This window comes from Acidisoma sp. C75 (assembly GCF_054665095.1).
The window spans coordinates 46,278-68,245 of the sequence record NZ_BAAFHD010000001.1; the positions used below are offsets into that span (position 1 = coordinate 46,278).

The 21,968-nt window shown below is 70.0% G+C and carries 16 protein-coding genes; 3 read left to right on the plus strand and 13 right to left on the minus strand.

Going from position 1 to position 21,968, the window contains the following annotated elements:
• Positions 1–5 precede the first annotated feature (5 nt).
• From ACYQ7X_RS00195 to ACYQ7X_RS00215, 5 genes are all read right to left on the minus strand, one after another.
• A complete protein-coding gene (locus tag ACYQ7X_RS00195) occupies positions 6–923 on the minus strand; it encodes a fatty acid desaturase (protein WP_459694799.1) in 918 nt (305 codons plus the stop codon).
• A gap of 16 nt (positions 924–939) precedes the next feature.
• A complete protein-coding gene (locus ACYQ7X_RS00200; RefSeq protein WP_459694800.1) occupies positions 940–1,221 on the minus strand; it encodes a DUF427 domain-containing protein in 282 nt (93 codons plus the stop codon).
• An 11-nt stretch (positions 1,222–1,232) separates the two neighbouring features.
• Positions 1,233–1,577 carry a 4a-hydroxytetrahydrobiopterin dehydratase gene (locus ACYQ7X_RS00205; RefSeq protein ID WP_459694801.1) on the minus strand — a complete coding sequence of 115 codons (345 nt, stop codon included), beginning with the start codon at positions 1,575–1,577 and terminating at the stop codon, positions 1,233–1,235.
• A 93-nt stretch (positions 1,578–1,670) separates the two neighbouring features.
• A complete protein-coding gene (locus ACYQ7X_RS00210) occupies positions 1,671–2,588 on the minus strand; it encodes a cation diffusion facilitator family transporter (RefSeq protein ID WP_459694802.1) in 918 nt (305 codons plus the stop codon).
• A 62-nt stretch (positions 2,589–2,650) separates the two neighbouring features.
• Positions 2,651–3,082, minus strand: coding sequence for a TFIIB-type zinc ribbon-containing protein (locus ACYQ7X_RS00215; protein WP_459694803.1), 432 nt, complete (start codon positions 3,080–3,082; stop codon positions 2,651–2,653).
• Positions 3,083–3,330: 248 nt separating this feature from the next.
• Between ACYQ7X_RS00215 and gndA the strand changes: the two genes are divergently transcribed.
• Both gndA and ACYQ7X_RS00225 read left to right on the plus strand, forming a co-directional pair.
• Entirely contained in the window at positions 3,331–4,782 is a 1,452-nt protein-coding gene (gene gndA, locus ACYQ7X_RS00220; protein WP_459694804.1) for an NADP-dependent phosphogluconate dehydrogenase, read from the plus strand.
• Positions 4,783–4,888: 106 nt separating this feature from the next.
• Entirely contained in the window at positions 4,889–6,280 is a 1,392-nt protein-coding gene (locus ACYQ7X_RS00225) for a DHA2 family efflux MFS transporter permease subunit (protein ID WP_459694805.1), read from the plus strand.
• A 28-nt stretch (positions 6,281–6,308) separates the two neighbouring features.
• On the opposite strand, the gene ACYQ7X_RS00230 is transcribed toward ACYQ7X_RS00225, so the two are convergent.
• Positions 6,309–7,361, minus strand: coding sequence for a hypothetical protein (locus ACYQ7X_RS00230; protein ID WP_459694806.1), 1,053 nt, complete (start codon positions 7,359–7,361; stop codon positions 6,309–6,311).
• A gap of 437 nt (positions 7,362–7,798) precedes the next feature.
• Here ACYQ7X_RS00230 and ACYQ7X_RS00235 point away from each other — a divergent pair, with 437 nt between their 5' ends.
• Positions 7,799–9,217, plus strand: coding sequence for an MATE family efflux transporter (locus tag ACYQ7X_RS00235; protein WP_459694807.1), 1,419 nt, complete (start codon positions 7,799–7,801; stop codon positions 9,215–9,217).
• Here ACYQ7X_RS00235 and ACYQ7X_RS00240 read toward each other — a convergent pair.
• The 7 genes from ACYQ7X_RS00240 to ACYQ7X_RS00270 form a co-directional block, all read right to left on the minus strand.
• On the minus strand, positions 9,135–10,445 hold the full coding sequence (locus ACYQ7X_RS00240) for a glycosyltransferase (protein WP_459694808.1): 1,311 nt from the start codon (positions 10,443–10,445) through the stop codon (positions 9,135–9,137). The genes ACYQ7X_RS00235 and ACYQ7X_RS00240 overlap by 83 nt on opposite strands.
• An 89-nt stretch (positions 10,446–10,534) precedes the next feature.
• Positions 10,535–11,461: a hypothetical protein gene (locus tag ACYQ7X_RS00245; RefSeq protein WP_459694809.1), complete on the minus strand. Its 927-nt coding sequence runs from the start codon at positions 11,459–11,461 to the stop codon at positions 10,535–10,537.
• Positions 11,462–11,592: 131 nt separating this feature from the next.
• Positions 11,593–14,853 carry a glycosyltransferase gene (locus ACYQ7X_RS00250; protein WP_459694810.1) on the minus strand — a complete coding sequence of 1,087 codons (3,261 nt, stop codon included), beginning with the start codon at positions 14,851–14,853 and terminating at the stop codon, positions 11,593–11,595.
• A 3-nt stretch (positions 14,854–14,856) separates the two neighbouring features.
• Positions 14,857–16,698, minus strand: a complete 1,842-nt coding sequence (locus ACYQ7X_RS00255) for a tetratricopeptide repeat protein (protein WP_459694811.1) — start codon at positions 16,696–16,698, stop codon at positions 14,857–14,859.
• Between the two features lie 147 nt (positions 16,699–16,845).
• Positions 16,846–18,237 (minus strand): HlyD family type I secretion periplasmic adaptor subunit, encoded by a 1,392-nt coding sequence (locus tag ACYQ7X_RS00260; protein WP_459694812.1) that lies wholly within the window; start codon positions 18,235–18,237, stop codon positions 16,846–16,848.
• Positions 18,200–20,461 (minus strand): peptidase domain-containing ABC transporter, encoded by a 2,262-nt coding sequence (locus ACYQ7X_RS00265; RefSeq protein ID WP_459694813.1) that lies wholly within the window; start codon positions 20,459–20,461, stop codon positions 18,200–18,202. Before ACYQ7X_RS00265 ends, ACYQ7X_RS00260 begins: the two co-directional genes overlap by 38 nt.
• A gap of 273 nt (positions 20,462–20,734) precedes the next feature.
• On the minus strand, positions 20,735–21,964 hold the full coding sequence (locus ACYQ7X_RS00270) for a M20 family metallo-hydrolase (protein ID WP_459695196.1): 1,230 nt from the start codon (positions 21,962–21,964) through the stop codon (positions 20,735–20,737).
• Between the last annotated feature and the right edge of the window lie 4 nt (positions 21,965–21,968).

Below are 21,968 nucleotides of genomic sequence, written 5' to 3' on the forward strand. Positions count from 1 at the left end.
TAGTCTTAGCCTTCACCGGGAGGGGTCAGCGCCGCGCGGATCGCCCGGTGCGCGGCCGGGTAGCTGGCCGCGACGCTCTTCAGATACGGGCGGAGCATGGCATGCAGCCGTGGCAGGGCGTGGAAGGGCACGCCCGGCGCGACATGATGCTCGATATGGAATTGCGCGTTCCAGAACAGCAGGCCGAAGCCGCGGCCGGCGAGGGTGGTGCGGGTATTGGCCAGGCGGTCGGCATTCTCCGGGCAGCCCTTGTGCTCGGCCATCAGCACGGCGCGCAGCACCGGCTGGCCGAGCAGCACGGGGATCACCCAGAGCAGCAGCGGCAGGGGGGAGCGCGCGGCAAGCGCCCCGGCCGCGAGCAGGAGATAGAGCGCGAGATAGGCCCGCGCCTCGGCCACCACCGCGGGGCGGGCGGCGGCCGCGATCCAGGGCGCATCGGCCCGCCCGCGCGCGGCCGCGATCAACCCGGCGATCTGGCTTGCCCAATAGGGCAGGCCGGTGAGCAGCCAGAGGTAGCGAAGGCGGGTGAGGGGCTTGGCGCCGCGCAGTTCCGGATCGCGCGCCGGGTTTTGCGTATGGCGGTGATGGGCCATGTGGAAGAGGCGGAAGCCCTCGGGCGGCAGGATGAGCACGAAGCCCGCGAGCCAGCCGACCGCGCGGTTCAGCCAGAGCGCGCGGAAGGGCGTGCGATGCGTCGTCTCGTGCAGGGGCGTGAAGAGCGCCACCTCGAAGAGGCCGAGCACCGCCATGGCGGGCCAGATCGCCCCGTGGCCGCGGAGCGCGAGCACGAGCGCCGCGAGTGCGGCGATGCAGCCGAGATGAAGGGCCAGCCGCGCGAGGCCGCGCGCGTCCGACCGGGCGGAGATCGCCTTCAGCTCCGCCAGGTCGATCGGCAGATCGCGCAGGCCGCCACTGTCGCTCATAATCGCCCGCTCAGGCTCAGGCGGAGACTTCCACGCCTTTCCAGAAGGCGACGCGCCCGCGGATGGAGGCCGCGGCCGGCTTCGGCTCCGGGTAGTACCAGACGGCATTGGCATTGACCGCGCCATCCACCACCAGATCGTAATAATGCGCCGTGCCCTTCCAGGGGCAGATGCTGGTGTGGCTGGATGGGCGGATGAGATCCTGCCGCAGGGCCTCGGCCGGGAAATAGGCATTGCCCTCCACGGTCTCGATATCCTCGCTCTCGGCAAGCACGGTCTTGTTCCAGATGGCCTTCATGGGCGGTCTCCTCAGGTGGCGGGCGGGGGCGCGATCGCGTCGATCTTGGCGGCGAGGACGAAATCGGCGCGCTGCAGGCCGCCGATCGCATGGGTATGGAGCGAGATCGTCGCATAGCCCCAGCCGAAGGCGATATCCGGGTGGTGCCCCGCCGCTTCCGCCACCGCGCCGACATGCACGATGAAGGCGAGGGTCGCGGCGAAATCGGCGAAGCTGAAGTCGCGGCTGATGCGGATGCCGTCGGCGCTCATCCGCCATTGCGGGATCTCGGCGAGCAGGGCTTCGGCCTCGGCCCGGGGCAGCGGCGGCACGCCGCCGCGGCAGGGTTCGCAGGCTTCGCGGGCAAGGGCGGACATGCAAGCTCCCTTCAGACGGTTTGCAAAGAGGAAGCTGGGCCGATCGGGGCGGATCTGCAAGCGGAAGGTGGCGCGGCGGAGCGCTGCCGCCGCTCAATGCAGCCCATCGCCCTCCGCCGCCCGCAAGGCCGCATCCTCGATCTGCAGGGTAGTGTGGGCGAGGCCGAATTCCGCCCGCATCACCGCCTGGGCGCGCGCCAGCGTCTCCCGCGCTGCGGCCATATCCGCCACCACGAGATGGCCGCTCATCGCGTCCAGCCCGGAGGTCACTGTCCAGACATGCAGATCATGCACCGCGAGCACCCCGGGCAGCGCCCGCAGCTTCGCTTCCAGGAGCCCGAGATCGACGGAAGCCGGCGTTCCCTCCATCAGGATATGCAGCGCCTCCTTCAGCAGGCCCCAGGTGCGGGGGAGGATGAAGAGGCCGATGCCGGCGCCGACGATCGGATCCGCCAGCCGCCAGCCGGTCGCCATGATGATGAGGGCGGCGAGGATGACGCCGGCCGAGCCCAGCATGTCGCTCAGCACCTCGAAATAGGCACCCTTGAGGTTGAGGCTGTCCGAGGAGCCGGCGGCCAGCAGCTTGAGGCTGACGAGGTTGACGCCGAGGCCGACGAGCGCGACCGCGAGCATCGGGCCGCTCTCCACCGCCGGCGGCGCGATGAGGCGCTGCGCCGCTTCGGAGAGGATAAAGATCGTCACCACCAGCAGTACGACGGCATTGGCGAGCGCCGCGAGGATCTCAGTGCGGGCATAGCCATAGGTCTTGGCGGGCGTCGCCGGGCGCTGGGCGAAGCGGATGGCGAGCAGCGCCAGCGCCATGCCGCCTGCATCCGTCAGCATATGCGCGGCATCCGAGATCAGGGCGAGGCTGCCCGTCCACAGCCCGCCGGCGACCTCGACGAGCATAAAGAGCGTGGTCAGCGCAAGGGCGGCGGCAAGCCGCCGGCTATGGCGGCCCGCCGCCGTTCCGGCCGGCATGGCGATGGCGTGGGAATGGCCGTGGCCCATGAGCGCTCCTCGGTCGCGGGGTCGGTCGGAAGGCTGCGGCGCGGCGGCCCGCGCCCGGCCGCTCAGTCGAACAGATCGCCGAGGAAGGAGCCGATGCCGCGCTTGCCGCCGCGCCCCTGGGCGCCATGGCCCCCGCGCCGATCCTCCCACCCGCCGCCATGATCGCGGCCATGGCCCCCGCCATGATCCCGGCCATGGCCCTCTCGCGATCCTGCATCATGTCCGCCGCCGTCATGTCCGGTGCCGGCGAAGAAGCTTGCCCGCGGCTCGGCCAGCGGTGGTGGGGGAGGCGGCGGCGCCATCCGCGCTTCCTCGGCCATGCTGCGGGCGATGATCTTGTCGAGCTCGCCGCGGTCGAGCCAGACGCCGCGGCATTTCGGGCAGTAGTCGATCTCGATGCCCTGGCGCTCGCTCATCACCAGATCCACCCGGCAGCTCGGGCAGAGCAGCCCGTGGGCGGGGCTCGGCGCCGGGCTTTGCGAAAGCGCGCTCATCTCCTGGTCTCCCTCTCTCGCTCTCCGCTTTGGTTCGGGCATGTTAAACAAAATCGTGAGCCTGGCGCGGCGTCATAAAACGAACATGCGATTTTTACGCAGCCGCCCGCCCGCCCCGCCCTTCTCGCTGGCGGGTTATGCGCGGGCCCCCCTGGTGTATTGCGCCGGGCGCATTAGGCTCGCGGCAGATCAAACCTGTCAGCAAAGGCGGCACCCGCCCGGGATGCCGCCAAGACCGGAGTGGGGGAATGAGCATGAGCGAGCAGGCGAGCAGCGGGAAAGCGGATATCGGCGTCTTGGGGCTGGCGGTGATGGGCGCCAACCTCGCCCGCAACGCGGCGCGCAAGGGCTTCGGCGTCGCCCTCTTCAACCGCAGCCACGAGCGGACGGAGAAGCTGATGGCCGAGCATGGCTCGGAAGGGCGCTTCTATCCCGCCAAGACGATCGAGGAATTCATCGCCTCCCTCTCCAAGCCGCGCGCCATCATCATCATGGTCAAGGCCGGCAAGCCGGTGGATGACATGATCGAGGACCTCATCGGCCATCTGGATCCGGACGATATCATCATCGACGGCGGCAATTCGCTCTACACGGATACCGCGCGTCGCCATAAGCGCTGCCAGGAAGCCGGGCTGCGCTTCATCGGCATGGGTGTTTCGGGTGGCGAGGAAGGGGCGCTGGAAGGCCCCTCGATGATGCCGGGCGGCGAGCGTGGCGCCTATGAGCGGATCGAGCCGATCGTGCTGAAGATGGCAGCCCAGGTCGATGGCACGCCCTGCTGCACCTATATCGGGCCCGATGGCGCCGGCCATTACGTGAAGATGGTGCATAACGGCATCGAATATGCCGATATGCAGCTCATCACCGAGGCCTACGACCTCATGCAGACGCTCTACGGCCTCGATGCCAAGGCGATGGGCGATATCTTCGCCGATTGGAAGCAGGGCGACCTCGACAGCTACCTCATCGAAATCACCGCCGCCGTGCTGCGCAAGACGGACGGCACCGGCAAGCCGCTGGTCGATAGCATCGTCGATGAGGCGGAGCAGAAGGGCACCGGCCGCTGGACGGCGCAGAACGCGCTCGAACTCGGCGTGCCGGTAACGGCGATTACCGAGGCCGTCTTTGCCCGTGCGCTTTCCGGCAGGCGGGCGATGCGGGCGGAAGCTGAGAAGAAGCTGCCGCACCCGAAGGTCGAGACCCGCAAGCCCGAACGGGCGGAGATCGACGCCATCCGCGATGCGCTCTACGCCTCCAAGATCGTGGCCTATGCGCAGGGCTTCGAGCAGATGGCCGTCGCCTCCAACCAATATGGCTGGAACCTGACGCTCGGCGATATGGCGACGATCTGGCGCGGCGGCTGCATCATCCGCGCCCGCTTCCTCGACCGGATCCGCGAAGCCTATGACCGTGATCCCAAGCTCTCCAACCTGCTGCTCGACGATTACTTCCGCGATGCGGTGGTGAAGGCCGAAGCGGCCTGGCGGCGGGTGATCCTCCTCGCGGTCGAGAATGGCGTGGCCGTGCCGGCTTTCTCCTCCTCGCTCGCCTATTACGACGGTCTCCGCCGCGCCCGTGGCCCTGCCAATCTGCTCCAGGGCCTGCGGGATTATTTCGGCGCCCATACCTACCGCCGGCTGGATCGCGAAGGCTCCTTCCATACCCGCTGGAGCCAGGATGGCAGCGAGGTGGAGGCCTGAGGCCTTGCCCCGGCTCCGCCGCCCTGGCGGCGACGGGGCGCCTCGCGACAAGCTAGAGACCAACCCTTCGGCCGCCGCCGCCGCGGCGCGGCCGAAGCGGGGCGCATTGCCCCGCGAGATGCGGACGACGGCGCTCATCATCGCCTCCGCGCTCTTCATGCAGAACCTCGATTCGACGGTGGTGGCGACCGCGCTGCCGCGCATGGCGCAGGCCTTCGACGTCGCCCCGGTGACGATGAATATCGTCATCACCTCCTATCTGGTGAGCCTCGCCGCCTTCATCCCGGCCAGCGGCTGGGTGGCGGACCGCTTCGGCGCCCGCACCGTCTTTCGCGCCGCGATCACCGTCTTCACCCTCGCCTCGCTCGCCTGCTCGCTGGCGCCCAATCTCGGGATGCTGGTGCTCGCCCGCGTCCTGCAAGGGATAGGGGGCGCGATGATGATCCCCGTCGGCCGCCTGCTGCTGCTGCGCCGGGTCGGCAAGGCGGATCTGCTGGCGGCCATGTCCTGGCTCACCATGCCGGCGCTGTTCGGCCCGGTGATCGGCCCGCCGGTCGGCGGGTTTCTTGTCACCGCGCTCTCCTGGCACTGGATCTTCGACATCAATATCCCGATCGGCATCCTCGGCGTCGTGCTCGTCACCCGCTTCATCGGCGAGGATGAGGGGGTGGTGCCGGGGCGCTTCGATCTCATCGGCCAGGTTCTCGCCGGCATCGGCATGGCCGGGCTGATCATGGGCCTCTCCTCCTTCGGCCGCGGCGCGCTGCCGCTGCCGATTGCCGGCGGGTTGACCGCCATCGGCCTCATCGCGGCGCTGCTCTATCTCCGCCATGCCCGGCGCAGTCGCCATCCGCTCCTCGATGTCTCGCTGCTCCGCATCCCGACCTTCGCGATCTCGGTCTATGCCGGCTCTTGCTTTCGCATCGGCATCGGCGCCTTGCCCTTCCTGCTGCCGCTGATGCTGCAACTCGGCTTCGGCCTCAGCCCGCTGCATAGCGGCCTCGTGACCTTCGTGAGTGCGGCGGGCGCGCTGCTCACCAAGCCGATCGCCCAGCCCCTGTTGCAGCGTTTCGGCTTCCGCTCCGTCCTCGCCTTCAACGGGCTGATCGCGACGGTGTTCGTGGCGCTGATCGCGGCCTTCCGGCCCGCCTGGCCGCTGCTGCCGATCTATGCCGTGCTGCTGGTGGGCGGCGTCTTCCGCTCGGTCCAGTTCACCGCCTACAACAGCATCGCCTATGCCGATATCCCGGACGAGCGGATGAGCGCCGCGACGAGCTTCTACAGCACCTTGCAGCAGCTTTCGCTGACCTTGGGCGTAACGGTCGGCGCTGCGGCGCTCGCCCTCGCCGGGCTGGTGGCGGGGCCTGAGCGGCCGACCCTGCCGGCCTTCTCCTTCGCCTTTATCACCATCGCGCTCGCCATGCTGCCGGCGACCTGGCTGGCGCTCCGCCTCCCGGCCGAGGCGGGGGCCGAGATGTCCGGCCATCGGGGGCGATAGGCGCCGGTTGCGGGCGCCTTCGGTGCCCTCAATTCTGGGCTGTGAGCGTGCGAAGCTGGTCGATCGCGAGGCTCGTGAGGTCGAGCACTTCGGCGAGATCGGCCTTGGCGCCGAGGTCAGTCGCCGCGGTGCCCGGGGGCAGGGGGAAGCTCTGCGCCCCGCCGGCGACGAGGCGGCTGCCCGGCATATGCGCGAAACAGGCGATGCGCAGCTTCTCCGTCGCCAGAAGATGCAGGCGGATGCAGGCGATGGCTACCGGTGGTGCGGGATGGCCGGGTGGGCCGTTATCGGTCGCGCTTGCGAGGCCGAAATGCGCGCCGGGCGCGCGCTCATCCCGCAGGAAGCTGGTGGCGCGTTCGGGCGCGGGCGTCGCATAGGCCGCCGCTGCCGCCACGGTCGGGAAGATGCGGTAGAGGAGTGTGGCGCCCGGGCCGGTCGCCGCCGGGTCGGGCTCGGCGGTGATTGCGTCATAGATCGGGCCGGTGGCCGGGTGGGCGGCGGCGCGTGTGGCCGTCACCCTCAGCACCTTGATGGGCAGCCCGCCGAAGACGAGGGGCGCCGCGGCGAGTGCCCGCACCCGATCGAAGAGCGAGCCCTGGCTCTCGGCCGCGGCGGCGGCGCCCGCGGCAGCGGTGCTCGGTGAGGGTGCCGGTGCGCTGCCGCCCAGGAAGGCGGCCTGGTTGGCGCAGCGGCTCTTCAGCACCAGGCTCGCGCCGTTCGACCAGGCGACCGCCGAGTCTGTCAGCCCGAAGGCGAAGGTGCCGCGGCGGGAGCCTTGGGTGAAGGTGATGCTCGGGCCATCGACGGTAAAGCGCGTCACCGGCGCATCCGGCGGCGCGCCGGGGAGCGAGACGGTGCCATCGGCGCGGAAGATCGCGACATCAGCGGTGCAGCTGCTGTCATCCCCCCAGGCGCCGAGCAGGCCGGGCGGCACGGCGGCTGCCGGCGGGGCGGCTGGCGTGGTGGCCGCCTGCGGCGCGCTCGATGGATCGGCCGCTTGGGCGGCGGCTGGGCGCAGCATGGCGGCGGCGACGAGCAGCAGGGCCGCGGCCGGCAGGAGGGCGGATAGGCGCTTCGGCATCGGGCAACCTCGGGGCGGTGAGACGAAAGCGGCGGCGGGCGCCGGGGGAGGCTTACGCCTCTCCGCTGCCGGCTTCAAATTCCGGCCCGCTCCTGCGCCGCGGGGCCGTGGCGGCAGCGCGGGCGATTCTCCCGCCCAGGCGCGCTGTGGCGCCCCTCGCTCCGCTCTCGCTCTGACGGTGGGCGAGCATCCTCACCTGCCGAGATGAAGCCTGACCGCTCAGGGTCCTCTCTAGCTTTTTGTTTTCACGCGCAACTTGATCGGGCTGGTGGTTTTCCTCCGCCGCGGATCTGCTCTAGAAGCAGGCCGGTGGCGCGAGGGGCGCGGGCAGGGCGGTTCCTCGCCCGTCCTGCACGGCTTCCCCTCGGCGGGCCGCCCGCCGCCCGCCAGCCGCGATCCCTCGCGCGGCGCCGGGCCGATCGATGCAAGGTTGCTCCATGTCTCGCCTTTCCATGCGCGCCGCGGGTGCCCGGCTTTTCGCCCGCGAGGTCGGCAGGCTGCTGCGCCTCGCTTTGCCGCTCATCCTCGGCCAGCTTTTCGGCATCGGCACGGATTTCGTGCTGACCGTGCTCGGCGGCCATATGGGGCCGAGGGTGATGGCCGCGGTCTCGCTCGGCGCCAGCCTTTGGATCGTCGCCTTCATGACCGTGCTCGGGGTGATGATGTCCGTGCAGCCGGCCATCGCCGCGCTGCACGGCGCGCGGGAGGAAGATGGCGCCGGGCATGTCTATGCCCAGGCGCTGCTGCTCGGCCTGGCCTGGGGCAGCCTCATCGGCGCGATCCTCGGCCTCGTCGCGCCGCTCTTCGCGGGCGCCCTCGGCCTGCCGCCGGCCGTGGTGCCGGGGGTGCGCGCCTTCCTGCATGGCGCCGCCTTCTCCATTCCGGCGCTCGGCCTCTTCGCTGCCTGCCGCGGCCTCTCGGAAGGGCTTTCGATGACGCGGCCGACCATGCTGGTCGGCGGTTTCGGCCTCCTCTGCCTCATCCCCGTCGCCTTCATCCTCATGCGCGGGCTCGGCGGCATCGGCGGCTACGGGCCGCTCGGCGGCGGCCTCGCCATCTCCTTCGTGCTCTGCACCGAGGCGCTCTGCTATATCCTCTGGATCAGCCTGTCCGGCCGCTACCCCATGGTGCGATGGAGCCGCGCCGCCTTTCGGCTCGATCCGCGCGTGCTCGGACGGCTGTTTCGCGTCGGCGCGCCGATCGCCGGCGCGCTCATCATGGAAGTCTGCATGTTCTCGGTCGCGACCCTCATGGTCGGGCGCTTCGGCCCGGTCGCGGTTGCCGGCCACCAGGTGGCGCTGATGACCTCGGCGATCTTCTTCATGGTGCCGCTTGGCCTTTCGCTTGCCGTCACCGTGCGGGTGGGGCGGGCGCGCGGGGCGCGGGATGTGCCGGGGCTGCGCCGCGCGAGCTTCGCGGGCCTCGCCGTCATGCTCTGCACGCAGCTCGTCAGCGGCGGCTGCATGCTCGGCTTCGCCGAGCCGATCGCGCGCATCTTCACCCATGATCCGGCGGTGGTGCAGCTCGGGGCAAGCCTGCTCGGCCTTGCCGGCCTGTTTCAGTTCGCAGACGGCACCCAGGTGGTGGCGATGGCGGCGCTGCGCGGGCTTGAGGATACCAAGACGCCGATGCTGCTCGCCATGCTTGCCTATTGGTGTCTCGGCATCCCGCTCGGCGGGCTGCTGGCCTTTGCCGGCCATCTCGGCGTGCGGGGGGTGTGGTTCGGCCTGATGGGCGGGCTGATCCTGGCGGCGCTGCTGCTGGTCAGCCGCCTCATGCTTTGCCTGTGGCGCGCCGGGCGCGGGGGGCTGGCTTCGCTTGCACCGGCGGGGCCGGCGGCGGCGCGGCCGCAGTAACCGGCAGGCCGCTCAGCCGCTCGATCAGCGCCGCATAATCGGCGAGGTAGGTCTCCCGATCGAGATGCACCTCGGCATAGGCGCGCGCCCCGGCGCGGATCGTCGCGGCGAGATCCGGCTCCTCCAGCACCCGCAGCACGTTCTCGGTCAGGCGGGCGGGATCGAGGAAGGGGGTGAGCAGCCCGGTCTCGCCATGGGTGATGAATTCCTCCACCGGCGGGGTCGCGCTGCCGATGATGGCGCAGCCGGTAGCCATCGCCTCCCGCAGGGACCAGGAGGCGACGAAGGGGTAGGTGAGATAGACATGCGCGTCCGACCGGCGGAGCAGGGCGATATGCAGCTCGTACGGCACCTGGCCGAGGAAATGCACCCGCGCTTGGTCGATCCGGTCTCCCACCTCGCGCATGAAGGTCTCCTTCCAGGTCGATCCGTCGTCGGGCAGCGCGCCGTAGCCGGGGTTGCTATCCCCCACGATGCTGACATGCAGGTCCGGCCGGGCGGCGAGCAGGGCGGGCAGGGCGCGCATGAGGATATGAAAGCCGCGATAGGGTTCGAGATTGCGCGAGATGAAGGTGAGCAGCTTGTTCTGTGGGCCGATCACCGTGCCGTTCGGCAAAGCGAGGCGCCGGCTCGCCCGCGGCGGCGGCGGGGCGCAGAGGGTGAGATCCACCCCCTCGCGCAGCAGCGCGATGCGCTCATGCGCCCAGGCCGGGTAGGTGCTGAGCTGCCAGGCGGTGGGCGTCTGGCCGAAACTGTCGGTCATCGTCAATGCGAGGAGGTTGACGCCGTTCTTGGCGCGCACCATCGGCAGCCGCTCCTCCGGCATCGGAAACTCGGGGTCGAAATACACGTCCTGGCCGTGGATGCGGTAGAAGAACTCGAAATAGCCGAGCGTCGGCACGCCGGGGAAAACGTCCTGCAGGTTGAGCAGTTCGCCCCAGCCGTGATGGCCGATGATCATATCCGGCACGAAGCCCAGCGCCTTGAGCTGGCGCCCGGCGCGGGCGGCGGATTCGGCGCGGCGGATGGCAACCTCGAATTCCCGCGCATGTTCGTGGATCACATCATGCGAGGTGCGGGGCGAGACGTAGGAGATGGTCCGCACGCCGCTCATCGCATTGCCGTTCGGCTCGCTGAGGAAGACGACCTCGTGCTGGCGCTCCGTCAGATAGCGGATGATGTGGACGTATTGGCCCGGAAAATTCTGGTGGACGAAGAGAAAGCGCACCGAGGCTGATCCTGATCGGGAAAGGCGGGAGGCGGGGCTCGGCCGGCCCCGTCTCCCGTGCGGCGGCGCCGGCCTGGGCCTCGGCGGCCTCAGCGGCCTTTCGGCTTGGCGGCGGCGGCCGGCTTCTTGCCGGGCTTGGCCTCGGCCGCTTCCTGCTTGGCCCGCGGCTTGGCGCCGGCTTGGGCTTTCGGCAGCAGGCTGATCTGCATCGCTTCGAGCGGCGCGAGCGAGGGCGCCTCGCAGGCCTCGTCACTCCCCCGGCCTTCGATGCGCGTGCCGTCGAGGAAGGTCGCGTCGATGCTGAGATCGTAGCGGCGGGCGGCGGCCTCGCTGAGCTTCACGCGGAGGCCGAGGATGGGCAGCGCCATGCCGCGGCTGCCGCAGAACTGGCCGGCTTCCACCCAAGGGGAGAGCCAGCCGCGGCCGAGCACCGCCTGGTAGGTGAGATCGGCGGGCTTGAGATCGGCCGGCGCGGTGAGGCTGAAGCCTTCGATGGAACGCTGGCTGCCGGGCTCGCCCATCCATTCGCCGAAGCTGCGGCCGAGATCGCCCTTGCGTTCGACATGGGCGATCACGTCATGCCCTTCGGTGAGGAGGGCCATGCGCGCCAGCGCCTCGGCCGGCGTGGCGGCCGCCGATGGAGCGGCTTCCTCACCACCGGGGCCTGCCTCCGTCAGCCGCATCACGCGGATCTGCGGCGCCCCTTCCGGGCTGCCGGGCACCTGGTAGATGGTGATGAGGATCGGCGCTGGGCCGCGCAGCACGCGCACGAGGGCGGCATCGCCGCCGCCCGGCACCCAGCCATCCGGGCGGAAGGTGGCGACGGAGACGTTGCGGTCCGCCGGATCGATGGTCGAGATCCGCACGCCGGAGAGCGCGCCGTCAGCCGGCTTGGGGGAGGCGTTCACGATGCAGAAGACGCCCGTATCGAGGCTCATCAGATGGGCGGAGGCGCGCATTTCCTGCACCCGGCTTTCGGAGCTGGGGGCGGGAACTGGCCGGTCGGACTGAGACATGCATCCTCTTCCTTCGTGTCGCGGGCTTGCAACGAATAGCGATCCCGTCTGTCGGGGCGGGCGCGGATTGGCGCCTTTTCTGCCCTGGCCCCGGCCGCGCCGCAATATCCCGCCAGCTGTGAATCAGCGCTTTACGCCAAAGAGAGCAGCGCCTCGTTGAGCGCGGAGGCCGAGAGGGCGAGCGGCAAGACCCAGCCCTGGCCGGCGCGGCGCACCCGTTCCGCCGGCGTTCCGATATCGAAAACCGCGGCCGCCAGGCCGGCAGCCCAGGCGTCGCTCAGCGCGAAGCACCAGGTTTCCGGCCATATCGAGGGGATGAAGGCGATATCCGCCTGCTGGGCGGCGATCTCGGCTGCCGCCTCGGCCTGGGCGAAACGATAGGTGACGCGCGCCTTGCCGGTCTCGATCAGCCGCACATCGTCATGCGTGTAGCCGACGATCACGAATTCGAGCGGCAGCGCCCGGCGGGCGGCATCGCGCGCGGCATCGAGCAGCACGTCATAGCCCTTCTCGGTGCCGATCGCCCCGATCACGGCGATGCGGCGTGGCCGCCCCGGCGCCGGGGGCGCCAGCGGCTGGCGGCGCGGCGCCAGGCGTTTCTCCGCCTCCCACGGCTCGACCCGCCCGACGAGGCCCGGGATATAGCGGCGGAAGCGCGCCTCGACCTCGGCCGAGGGCAAGATCACCGTGCGGGCAGCAGCGAATTCCGCGCGGCTCCGCTCGCGCAGCGGACCGACGCCGATCTCCTCCCGCAGCCGGCTGCCGAGATCGGCGATGCAGGCGGTGCAGGTGGGAAGGTCAGGCTCCCCGCAATAGCGGGAGGTGGTGGAAACCAGCGTCACGCGGGGGCAGATGGCGGCGTAATCATGCACCACGATATCCATCGGCAGGCCAAGCGCGGGCGCGATGCCGAGGACGCTCGGCGCATGGCCAAGCCGGTGGTGGAGTTCGACATGGCCGGGCTTTTCGGCGCGCAGCAGGCGGAGCAGCGCCGGCATCTCGGCCGGCAGGCGAAAGACGAGGTTGGGGAAATCGGCGCGCCACACCGCCTCACCCGCCGCCTGCTCCCCGCCCGGCCGCCCGCGTTCGGCTGCCGGGCTGAGCCCCAGCTCCACCCGGCAGCCGGCCGCGCCGGCGGGCTTGAGCAGGATCGGGGTGATGCCCTGGCGCGCGAGGGCGGCGGCGCGGGCCCGCACCTGCCGCTCCACCCCGCCGCCCTCGTCATGCGTGATGAGGATCACGCTCGCCCGCGGGCCGGGCGGGCGCGGGCGGGCGCGCCAGCGCAGCAGATCGATCCGCCGCCGCGCCTCGGCCAGCGGGTCCGCCGCGATATGGCGGGCGACGAGGGCGCCGTAGCCAGGATGCAGCCGCTCCAGCAGCGCCTGGTTGCGCCGCAGCAGGTGCTGGCGCGCGGCGCGGAAGGATTGGCCGCCGATATGGGAGACGAAGAGGCCAGGCATGCCCATGTGCCGCCAGCCGAGATGGCGGGCGCGCATGCAGAAATCATTCTCCTCGCCATAGCCTTGGGCGAAGAGATCCTCGCGGAAGAGGCCGGTCTCCGCCAGGCAGTCGGCGCGGATATACATGCAGAAGCCGACGCTGGTGGGGATCTCCACCAGCGCCGTGCCATTGGCGCGCGCGGCCATGCGGTCCACCGCGTCGAGCACCGGTTCGGCCGGCGGCGGCTGCACCGCATCCACATGCGGATAGCTCAGGATCGTCGCCTCGTTCGAGAGCGGGGCGACGGTGCCGATATCGGCGGCACTCCAGGCGGCGGCGGCTAGCCGCTCGATCCAGCCGGGGGGGACGAGCGCATCGCTGTTGAGGAGCACGACGTCCTGCCCTGCCGCTTCCAGGAGGCCGCGGTTGACGCTGCCGGGAAAGCCGAGGTTCCGCGGGTTGCGCAAGAGGGTGACGCGGCTGCGCTGCGCGGCGGCGAGGCGGGCGAGGGCGGCGCTCAGCTCCGGCTCGGGCGAGGCATCGTCCACCAGGATGAGGCGCATGCCGCGCGGCGCTGCGGCCAGCACACGCTCGATACAGCGAAGGGTGACGGCGAGGCCGCGATAGACCGGGATGATGACGGCCACCCGCGGCCTTGCCCGCCCTGGCCGGGGCCGGGCCGGCTGTGCGCCCCTCTGTTCGCCAGCGCCCGGGGGAGCGCGTTCGGGCCGCGTCTCATCCACCCAGAGCGGGATGAGCGGCGGCGGCGAGGGGAGGGGCATGTCCGCAGGCTGGGCGGTCACGGCCGCGGCGCGGCGGCGCCCGCGCGGGCCGGCGCCGGAAGGCTGGGCCGGTGCCGCGCCGCGCAGCAGGCTGGCCGCCGCCATGCGCCATGGGTCTGCGAAGAGGGGGCTGCCGGTCAGCGCCATGCCGCTCGCATCCCGCACATGCAGGAGGCGGCCGGCATGGCCGCGCAGCGCCTCGGCCGGCACGGCAAAGCCACGCGGCACGGTCAGCCCGTCACGATCGGGAAAGCTCGTCGGCTCCCGCGCCTGCAGGCGGAGCGGCGGCGCCGCGCCCGCGCTCTCGATCGTGAGGGCGACCGGGCTTTGCGGATTGGCGGGCTTCCAGGCCCAGCCGCTGAGGCTGCCGCCGGCCGCCGCTTCGACGAAGCCTTCCACCAGCCGGTGCCGGGTGAGGTCGATCGGGCTGCCGAGCAGCGCGCGGCCACCCTGCTGCAGGGTGAGGCTACGGGCGGTGGCCCAGGCGGGGGGCAGGCGGAAGCGGCCGCCGCCAAGCGCGCGGGGGCTGACGGGGCGGCCGTCGAGCAGGAAGTCCGGCTTGCCTTCGGCCATGACCGTGACCACGCCGCGATCATCCGCCGCGCACCAGCCGGGAATGCCGAGCCGGGCGGCGACTGCGCTGGCGAGCGGGGCGAAATCGGCATCCTCGGGGGCGGCGAAGCGGGAGAGCAGGCTGCCGATCAGGCGGCCGATCGTCTCTGCCGTCTGCGAGAAGGTGGCCGCGGCGATGAGGCCGCGATGCGCCGGCAGGCTGTCCGAGCGCGCGGCGAGCGCCTCGAAGATCGCGAAGCAGCGCGGTTTGCCCTGGCGCAGCAGCGCCATGCCGAGCAGAAAGCGCACCTGCGTGTCGTTCGGCCCGAGGCGCAGCGCGCGCTCGGCCCAGAATTCGGCCGCCGCGAAATCGCTCGCCTGGAAGGCGGCCTCGGCACGCTGCCAGGCGTCGATCGCGAGGCTGAGCGGCTCCGGCCGGTCGGGCAGCCGGCGCCGGCCGAGCAGCCAGTCGGACGGCGCATCGGGCGCCTGCGGTGTTACCGGCGTGTCAGGCGCGTGCCGCGCGATCACGGTGTCGGGCGCGAGCCGCGCGGTTGAAGTGTCGGGCGCGTGCCGCGCGGTTGAAGTGTTGGGCGCGTGCCGCGCCGGGGGCGGCATCGGTCAATTGCGGAGAAGCTGCGGGCCCATGTCACGCGGCTTGGCCTGGGCCAGCACCGGGCTGGCCGCGGCGATGCCGGAGCCCGTGCCGGGCCCGGGGGCCGCGGGGCCGCCATCGGTGCCGCCGGCAGGCGCGCGGCCAGCCGCCTTCGCCGTAAGCTCGGCCTCAAGTGCGGCGAGATCGCGCGCCGCATCGCCGATGCCCTGATCCACCGCGCGCTGCAGCCAGAGGCGCGCCTGTTCGGCATCCGGCGGGCTCGCGAGGCCGAGGCGGAGATAGCGGCCGAGCATGAGCTGCGCCTGCGGGTGGCCGCGTTCCGCCGCCTGGCGGAACCACTGCAGCGCCTTCTGGCGATCCACCGGCACATCATGGCCGCCGCCATAGAGGGCGCCGAGGCCGAACATCGCACCGCCATGGCCGAGATCGGCCGCCTGCTGAAACAGGCGCAGCGCTTCCTGATGGTCCTGCTTGCCGCCGCGGCCGTTGACCATCATCTCGGCGAGCGCCACCAGCGCGTCGCCCATCCCGGCCTCGCCGGCGCGGGCGAACCAGCCGCGCGCGGCCGCGGGATCGGCCGCGACGCCCGCCCCTTCGAGGAGCATGCGGCCATAATGGTATTGCGCACTGACGATGCCTTCCGCCGCGCGGTGCATCCAGAAGGCGGCGCGCTCGGGATCGCGCTCCACCCCGAAGCCGCGGGCGAGGCAGATGCTGAAATTGAAGGCGGCGATGAGATCGCCGGTTTCGGCCGCCCGCTCGAACCAAGAGCGCATGCGGTCCGGATCATTGTCCCTGACCTGGCCTTGCAGCACGAGATTGGCGAGATCCACCTGGGATTCGGCATTGCCGGCGGAGGCCGCGCGTTCGAACCAGACCGCCGCTTCCTCGGCGCTCCGCGCGACCCCGGCGCCGGTGAGGTAGAGCATGCCGAGCGCGCGGGCTGCCATGGTATGCCCGCCTTCGGCGGCACGCTGGAACCAGGTCGCGGCTTCGGCGAAATTCGGCGGCAGGTCGCCACCCTTGGCATAGAGATCGCCGATCATGGCGGCGGCCTCGATATCCCCGGCGAGGGCCGCGCGCCGCAGCCAGGATTCGCCGGTCTGCGGATCGGCCTTGCCGCCGCGCCCCTGCAACAGGGCGAGGCCGAGGCGGGCCATCGCCGGGCGCACCTGGGCGGCGGCGGCCTTCTGATAGAGCGCGATCGCGCGGCCGATATCTCCCGGCAGTGCCACCCCATGCTCCAGCATGACGCCGTGGAGATACTGGGCCATCGGCAGATCGAGATCGGAGGCGGCGACGATATGGCGCACGCCCTCTGGCTGCTGCGTGGTATCCGTGCCGGCCTTGCGGAGAATGGAGAGGCCGAGGCCGAGCTTGCCCTGCGGGCTGCCGCCTTCAGCGGCGCGGCGGTACCAGAGTTCCGCCTGTTCGAGGTTGCGGATCGCCTCGGGCCCGGCGGTGAGGATATAGCCAAGCAGCGCCTGGCCTTCGACGGAACCCTGCTCCGCCGCACGCCGCGCCCAGCCTTCGGCGGCGATGAAATCGGGCTGCGATGGGATCTGATCGCTCAGAATCCCCATCTTGCGCATTTGCGGCGCATCTTCGCCATGGCCGGAGATGAGAAGGGTCGCGAGCGCGGTCTGCGCCGGAGCATAGCCCTGGGTGGCGGCGAGTTCCAGCCAGCGCCGGCCCTCGCTCCAACTCGGCGGCACGCCGCGCCCCTGGAAGTAGCAGAGGCCGACGCGATATTCGGCAGCCGGCAGCTTGGCTTGCGCGGCGCGGGCGACGAGCTTGAAACCGGCCGCCGCATCCCCGGCTTCGAGCGCGGCCTCGCCCTTCTTCAAGAGCCCGGAGGCGCCCCGCAAATTCAGCCAGCCTAGAACCAAAGCCGTCGTCCTTCTGTCAGACCTCGGCGGCCTCCCCGGGCCGGCCAAGGCCGCGGCGCAAGTGGAACCGCCTGGCCCCACGCCAGACCGGGCGCGTGCCCGGCGTCAGTTCGGTTCGCGCATGCCCGTCGTCAGCGTCGGAATGATCCGCTGGAGCATGTAGCCGATGATCGTGCGCTTGCCGACCTTGATATCCGCCTGCACCGGCATGCCGGGGGTGAGGGTGAAGTCGGCCGGGGTATTGTGCAGCTGGTTATCCACGATCTTGATGCGCGCGCGGTAGAAGAGGCCCGCCGGGGCGGCCCCGCTGACGTCGCTCACCGTGCCCTTCTGCAGTTCGAGCGGATCGAAGCTGTCCGAGCTGACCGATTCCACCTCGCCCTTGAGGAAGCCGTATTGGAAGTAGGGCAGGGTATCGAGCTTGATATCGACCCGGTCGCCGACATTGACATAGCCGGAATCGGTGCCCGAGAGATCGACCTCGGCCTGCAGCGGCGTGTTGAGCGGCGTGAGGCTGATGAATTGCTGCCCGGCTGCGAGCACGGACCCGACGGAGACACGCCCGACCGTCAGCACGATCCCATCAGTCGGCGCCCGCAGCATGACGAGCTGATGCAGGCGCTGATCCTTGGTATAGGCCTGCTGCACCGGCGCCAGGGCGTTCTGCGCCTGTTGCAGTTGCTGCGAGAGATTGGCGAACCACTGCCGCATATAGGTATCGCGCTGCGCCTTGATCGACGCGATATCGCCCGCCGCCTTCTTGGCGGCGGATTCGGCATCGGCGAGATTGCCCGCCATGCTCAGGCGGTTATCGGCCGCGGCGAGGGATTCGAGCCGGCTGCCCACCTGCATCTTGAGCAGCTGGTTCCGCATCGCCTCCACCCGGTCGGCCAGTTCGAGCCGCTGGGTATATTGCGCGATATTCGATTCCGCCTGGGCCAGCTGCGCCTTGAGGCTGGTGATCTGCTGATCGTAATTGGCGACGCCGGAGGCATATTGCGCCTGCAGCTGATTGTAGGTCTCGAGTTGCAGGGCGGTGAAGGGGTTGTCCTCTTTCGGCACGTAAGGCTGCTTGGCGAGCTGCGCCTGAAGCCGGTCGATCTGGGCGCTGTAGCTATCCACCTGCTCCTGATCCGCCTTGAGGTTGGCGGCGGCGAAGGTCGGGTCAAGCTCGGCCAGCAGATCGCCCTTGTGCACGATCTGGCCGGCATGGACGAAGATGCTCCGCACGATCGAAGTGTCGATCGGCTGGATGAGCGTCGTCGGCTGGGTCGAGATCAGCTTGCCGCCGCTCGACACCACCTTGTCGGTCTTGATGACCGAGGCGGCGACGACGCAGGCGAGAACGCTCACCCCGATCCAGAAGCTGACGCTCCGTGCCGAACGCGGCACGGGGGTCGCGATGAGCGCGCCAGTGGGGGACTGGAACTCCAGAACCGCCAGCGCGTCTCCCTTGGAATCAATCGCCTTGGGCGAGGGCAGGAGCTGGCGAGCCATGGCGCGTATTTCCTTGATTGTCCGTCATGTGGCGGTTCTGCTGGAGCCACAGCAGACGGTAGACCGAGCAGCGTTCGACGAGTTCGGCATGGGTTCCGAGATCGAGAACCTTGCCGCGATCGAGCACGAGAATCGCATCGCAATCGACCAGGGAGGCGAGACGGTGCGAGACGATCACCATCGTGCGCCCGGCGCCGATGCGGCGGAGATTGGCATTGACCAGCGCCTCGCTCTCGGGATCGAGGGCAGAGGTCGCCTCGTCCAGGATCATCAGGCGCGGATCGACGATGAGGGCGCGGGCGATGGCGATGCGCTGGCGCTGGCCGCCCGAAAGGTTGGGCGAACCTTCCTCGATGAAGGTGTCGTAGCCCTGCGGCATGCGCTCGATGAATTCCTCGGCGCCGGCGAGCCGCGCGGCCCGCACCACATCCTCCATCGTGAGCCCGGCGCGGCCAGCGATGATATTGTCGCGGATGGAGCCGCGGAAGAGGAAGTTCTCCTGCAGCACCACGCCGAAGTTGCGGCGCAGATGGCGCAGGTTGATGGAGCGCAGTTCCACCCCGTCGATCTTGAGGAAGCCGGAATAATCGCGGCTGATGCCCTGCAGCAGGCGGGTCACGGTCGATTTCCCCGAGCCGCTGCGCCCGACGAGGCCGAGCATGGTGCCGGGCGGCACGGCGAAGGAAATGTCGTTCAGCGCTGGCCGCTGCGAACCCTGATAGGTGAAGGAAACGCCGTCGAATTCGAGCGCCCCGGCGAAGGCCGGCCGCAGCCCGCGATCGACGCCGCGGATTTCCGGCGGGTTGTTCAGCACCGCCTGCGCCTCGCCGAGCGTCGCGCGTACTTCCTCGAAATCCTGGATGAGCTTGGCGAAGCCGATGAGCGGCGAGGCGACGCGCATGGAAATGAGCGAGAAGGCCATCAGCGAGCCGATTTCGGCCTGGTTCCGGCTCATCAGAGCAAGCGCCGCGCCGAGGATCATGACGCCGTATTGGCAATAGCGCTGCAGCGGCAGGGTCAGCGTCTGCGGCCAGAGCGCGAGGCGCCCGGCCTGCAGGCGAAGATCGCCGGCCTGGGCGACGTATTCATCCCATTGCCGGTAGCGCTCGGGCTCCAGCGTCAGCGCCTTCACCGTCTTGATGCCGTGCAGGCTCTCGATGAGGACCGAGAATTTGCGGGATTCGGCGCCGACCACCTTGCTTTGCAGCACCCGCATCGCGGGCAGGAAGCAGGCGATGATGAGCACCATCAGCGCCGCCGCCCCGAGGACGGTCCAGGAGAGGATGGCCGACATATAGAACATGATCGGCAGCATGATCAGCAGCATCGTCGCGTCGATGAAGGTGCTGAGCATGCGCCCGGTGAGGAATTCGCGCAGCTGGTAGGTCTTGCCGATCGCCTGGCCGACGATGCCCATCTGCGTCCGCTCGAAATAGTCGAGCGGCAGGGAGAGCAGCCGGCGGAAGACGAAGAGCTGGAGCTTCGCATCGACCCGGGTGGAGACCACCTGCAGCAGGTTGCCGCGGGCATGCTCGAGAATCGCCTCGAGAATGATCGCGATTGCCAGGATGATGCTGATGAGAATGAGGGTGCTGACGCTGCCGTATTCCACCACCCTCTGGACGGCCGAGAAGACGACGAGGATCGGCACGATGCTGAGCACGGTGATGATGAGGGAGGCGAAGGCGACGGAGCGGAGCAGGCTGCGCTCCTTCAGCACCAGCCGCGCCAGGAAGCCGAAGGAAAGCTGCGTCTCCTCCTCCTCCTCGCCACGCTGCGGGCGGATCAGCACCACCTCGCCGCCCCAGACCTGGGACAGCCGCAATTCGTCCACCTGCACCGTCATGCCGCCGCCGGAAATGGTCGGCTCCTTGACGTGGATGAGGTTATGGACCGGGTCGTTATCCACCATCAGCACGGCGCCGCCGTCATTCATCAGCAGCAGTACCGGGCCGGTCGAATCCATGCGCATGAGCTGCTGCCAGCGGATGCGCACCGCTTTCGCCCACATGCCCTGCTCGCGCAGCCACTCGACAAGCACGGCCGGGGAGGGAACGGGCGTGGAAGGGTCCAGCCGGAAGGTGGAGGGATCGAGATCGACACCATGGTAGCGCGCGATCGCCAGGGCGCCCACGAGCCAGGAATGCAGGCCTTGCTCCTGGCTCAGGGAGGCTTCGTCGATCCGGCCGGTGCCCTCGGAGGCGTTCGGGTCCGTCGAGTCCATGTCTTTCACACCTTCCCAGGTCCGGCCAAGCCAATCGAAGCATAAGGCTGGCTGCTGCCCGAAGCTACGCGCGGATGAGCATATGCCACCGCATGATGGCCCAATCTCACGCGACTTCGCTTACAAAGGCCCGTGATCCGGCCCCCTATACCGATTTCTGCGGCAGGGGGGTAGGATCAAATAGGGCACTGCCGCGAAAAAGCGTGCTTTCCCGGCGAAAGCTGGAACCAGAAGCAACCTTAACGACAATACTGTGCAAAACTTACATTGTGGTTATTTTGCGCAGGCGACCAGCGCCGCGGCCAACACTCGCGTTCCGGTTGCGAGTTGTGACGCGGATGTGAACTCGGACGGGTGATGACTGACACCGTTCCGGCTGGGCACGAAGATCATGCCACTCGGCACCCGCCGGGCCACCAGCTGGGCATCGTGAAAGGCGCCGGAGGCGAGGTGCAGCGCGCTGTGGCCGAGGGCGGCGGCGGCCTCCTCGATCCTCTGCGTGATCTCCGCATCGAAGCGCAGCGGCTCGGCCGCGAAGCTCTGCGAGAGCGTGGCGGCGCAGGGCAGCGCCGCCCGCTGCACCGTTTCGGCGATGGCGGAGGCCTTGGCGGCCAGGAAGGCACCGTCCGGGTGCCGCAGATCGATCGTGAAGCGCACCTCGCCGGCGACGCTGTTGGAGGAGCCGGGCGCCACATCGAAGCGGCCGACGGTGAAGCGCAGCACATCGGCGGGATCGGCCATCAGCGCGTTCAGCGCCTGGATGGCACGGAGCGCTGCCTGCAAGGCGTCGCGCCGCAGCGAAAGCGGCGTGGTGCCGGCATGGGCGGAGGCGCCGGTGATCGTGACCGTGAACCAGCGGCTACCCTGGATGCCGGTGACGATGCCGATCTCCCGCCCTTCCGCTTCCAGCCGCGGCCCTTGTTCGATATGCGCCTCTATATAGGCATGCGCTGGCCCGCCAAGCGGCCGGCGCGGCAGATCGGCCTCGGCCGCGAGATGCTCGGCCAGCGCCGCGCCATAGGTGATCCCCTCGGCATCGGTGATGGCGGCGAAATCTGCGAGCGTGGCGGCCCCCGCCCAGGCCATGCTGCCGGTGCAGCCGGGCGCGAAGCGGCTGCCTTCCTCATTCGTCCAGGCAACGACCTCAAGCGGCCGGCGCAGCGCCTGCCCGCTCGCCTTCAGTGCCGCGAGCACTTCGATCCCGGCGAGAACGCCATAGGCGCCGTCGAAACGCCCACCGGCCGGCTGGCTATCCATGTGACTGCCGGTGATCACGGGCGCGGCCTCCGGCGCCTGCCCGGGCAGGCGGAACCAGAGATTGGCCGCTGGATCGACCGAGACCGCGGCACCCGCCTCCTCGGCCCAGCCGATGACCAGGCGCCGGGCCTCACGGTCCAGCGCCGTCAGCGCCTGGCGATTGACGCCCTCGCCCGGAATCGCCCCAATCTTCGCGAGCTGCATCAGCCTGTCCCACTGCCGCGCCTCGCTCACCGCGGCCGCCACGCTC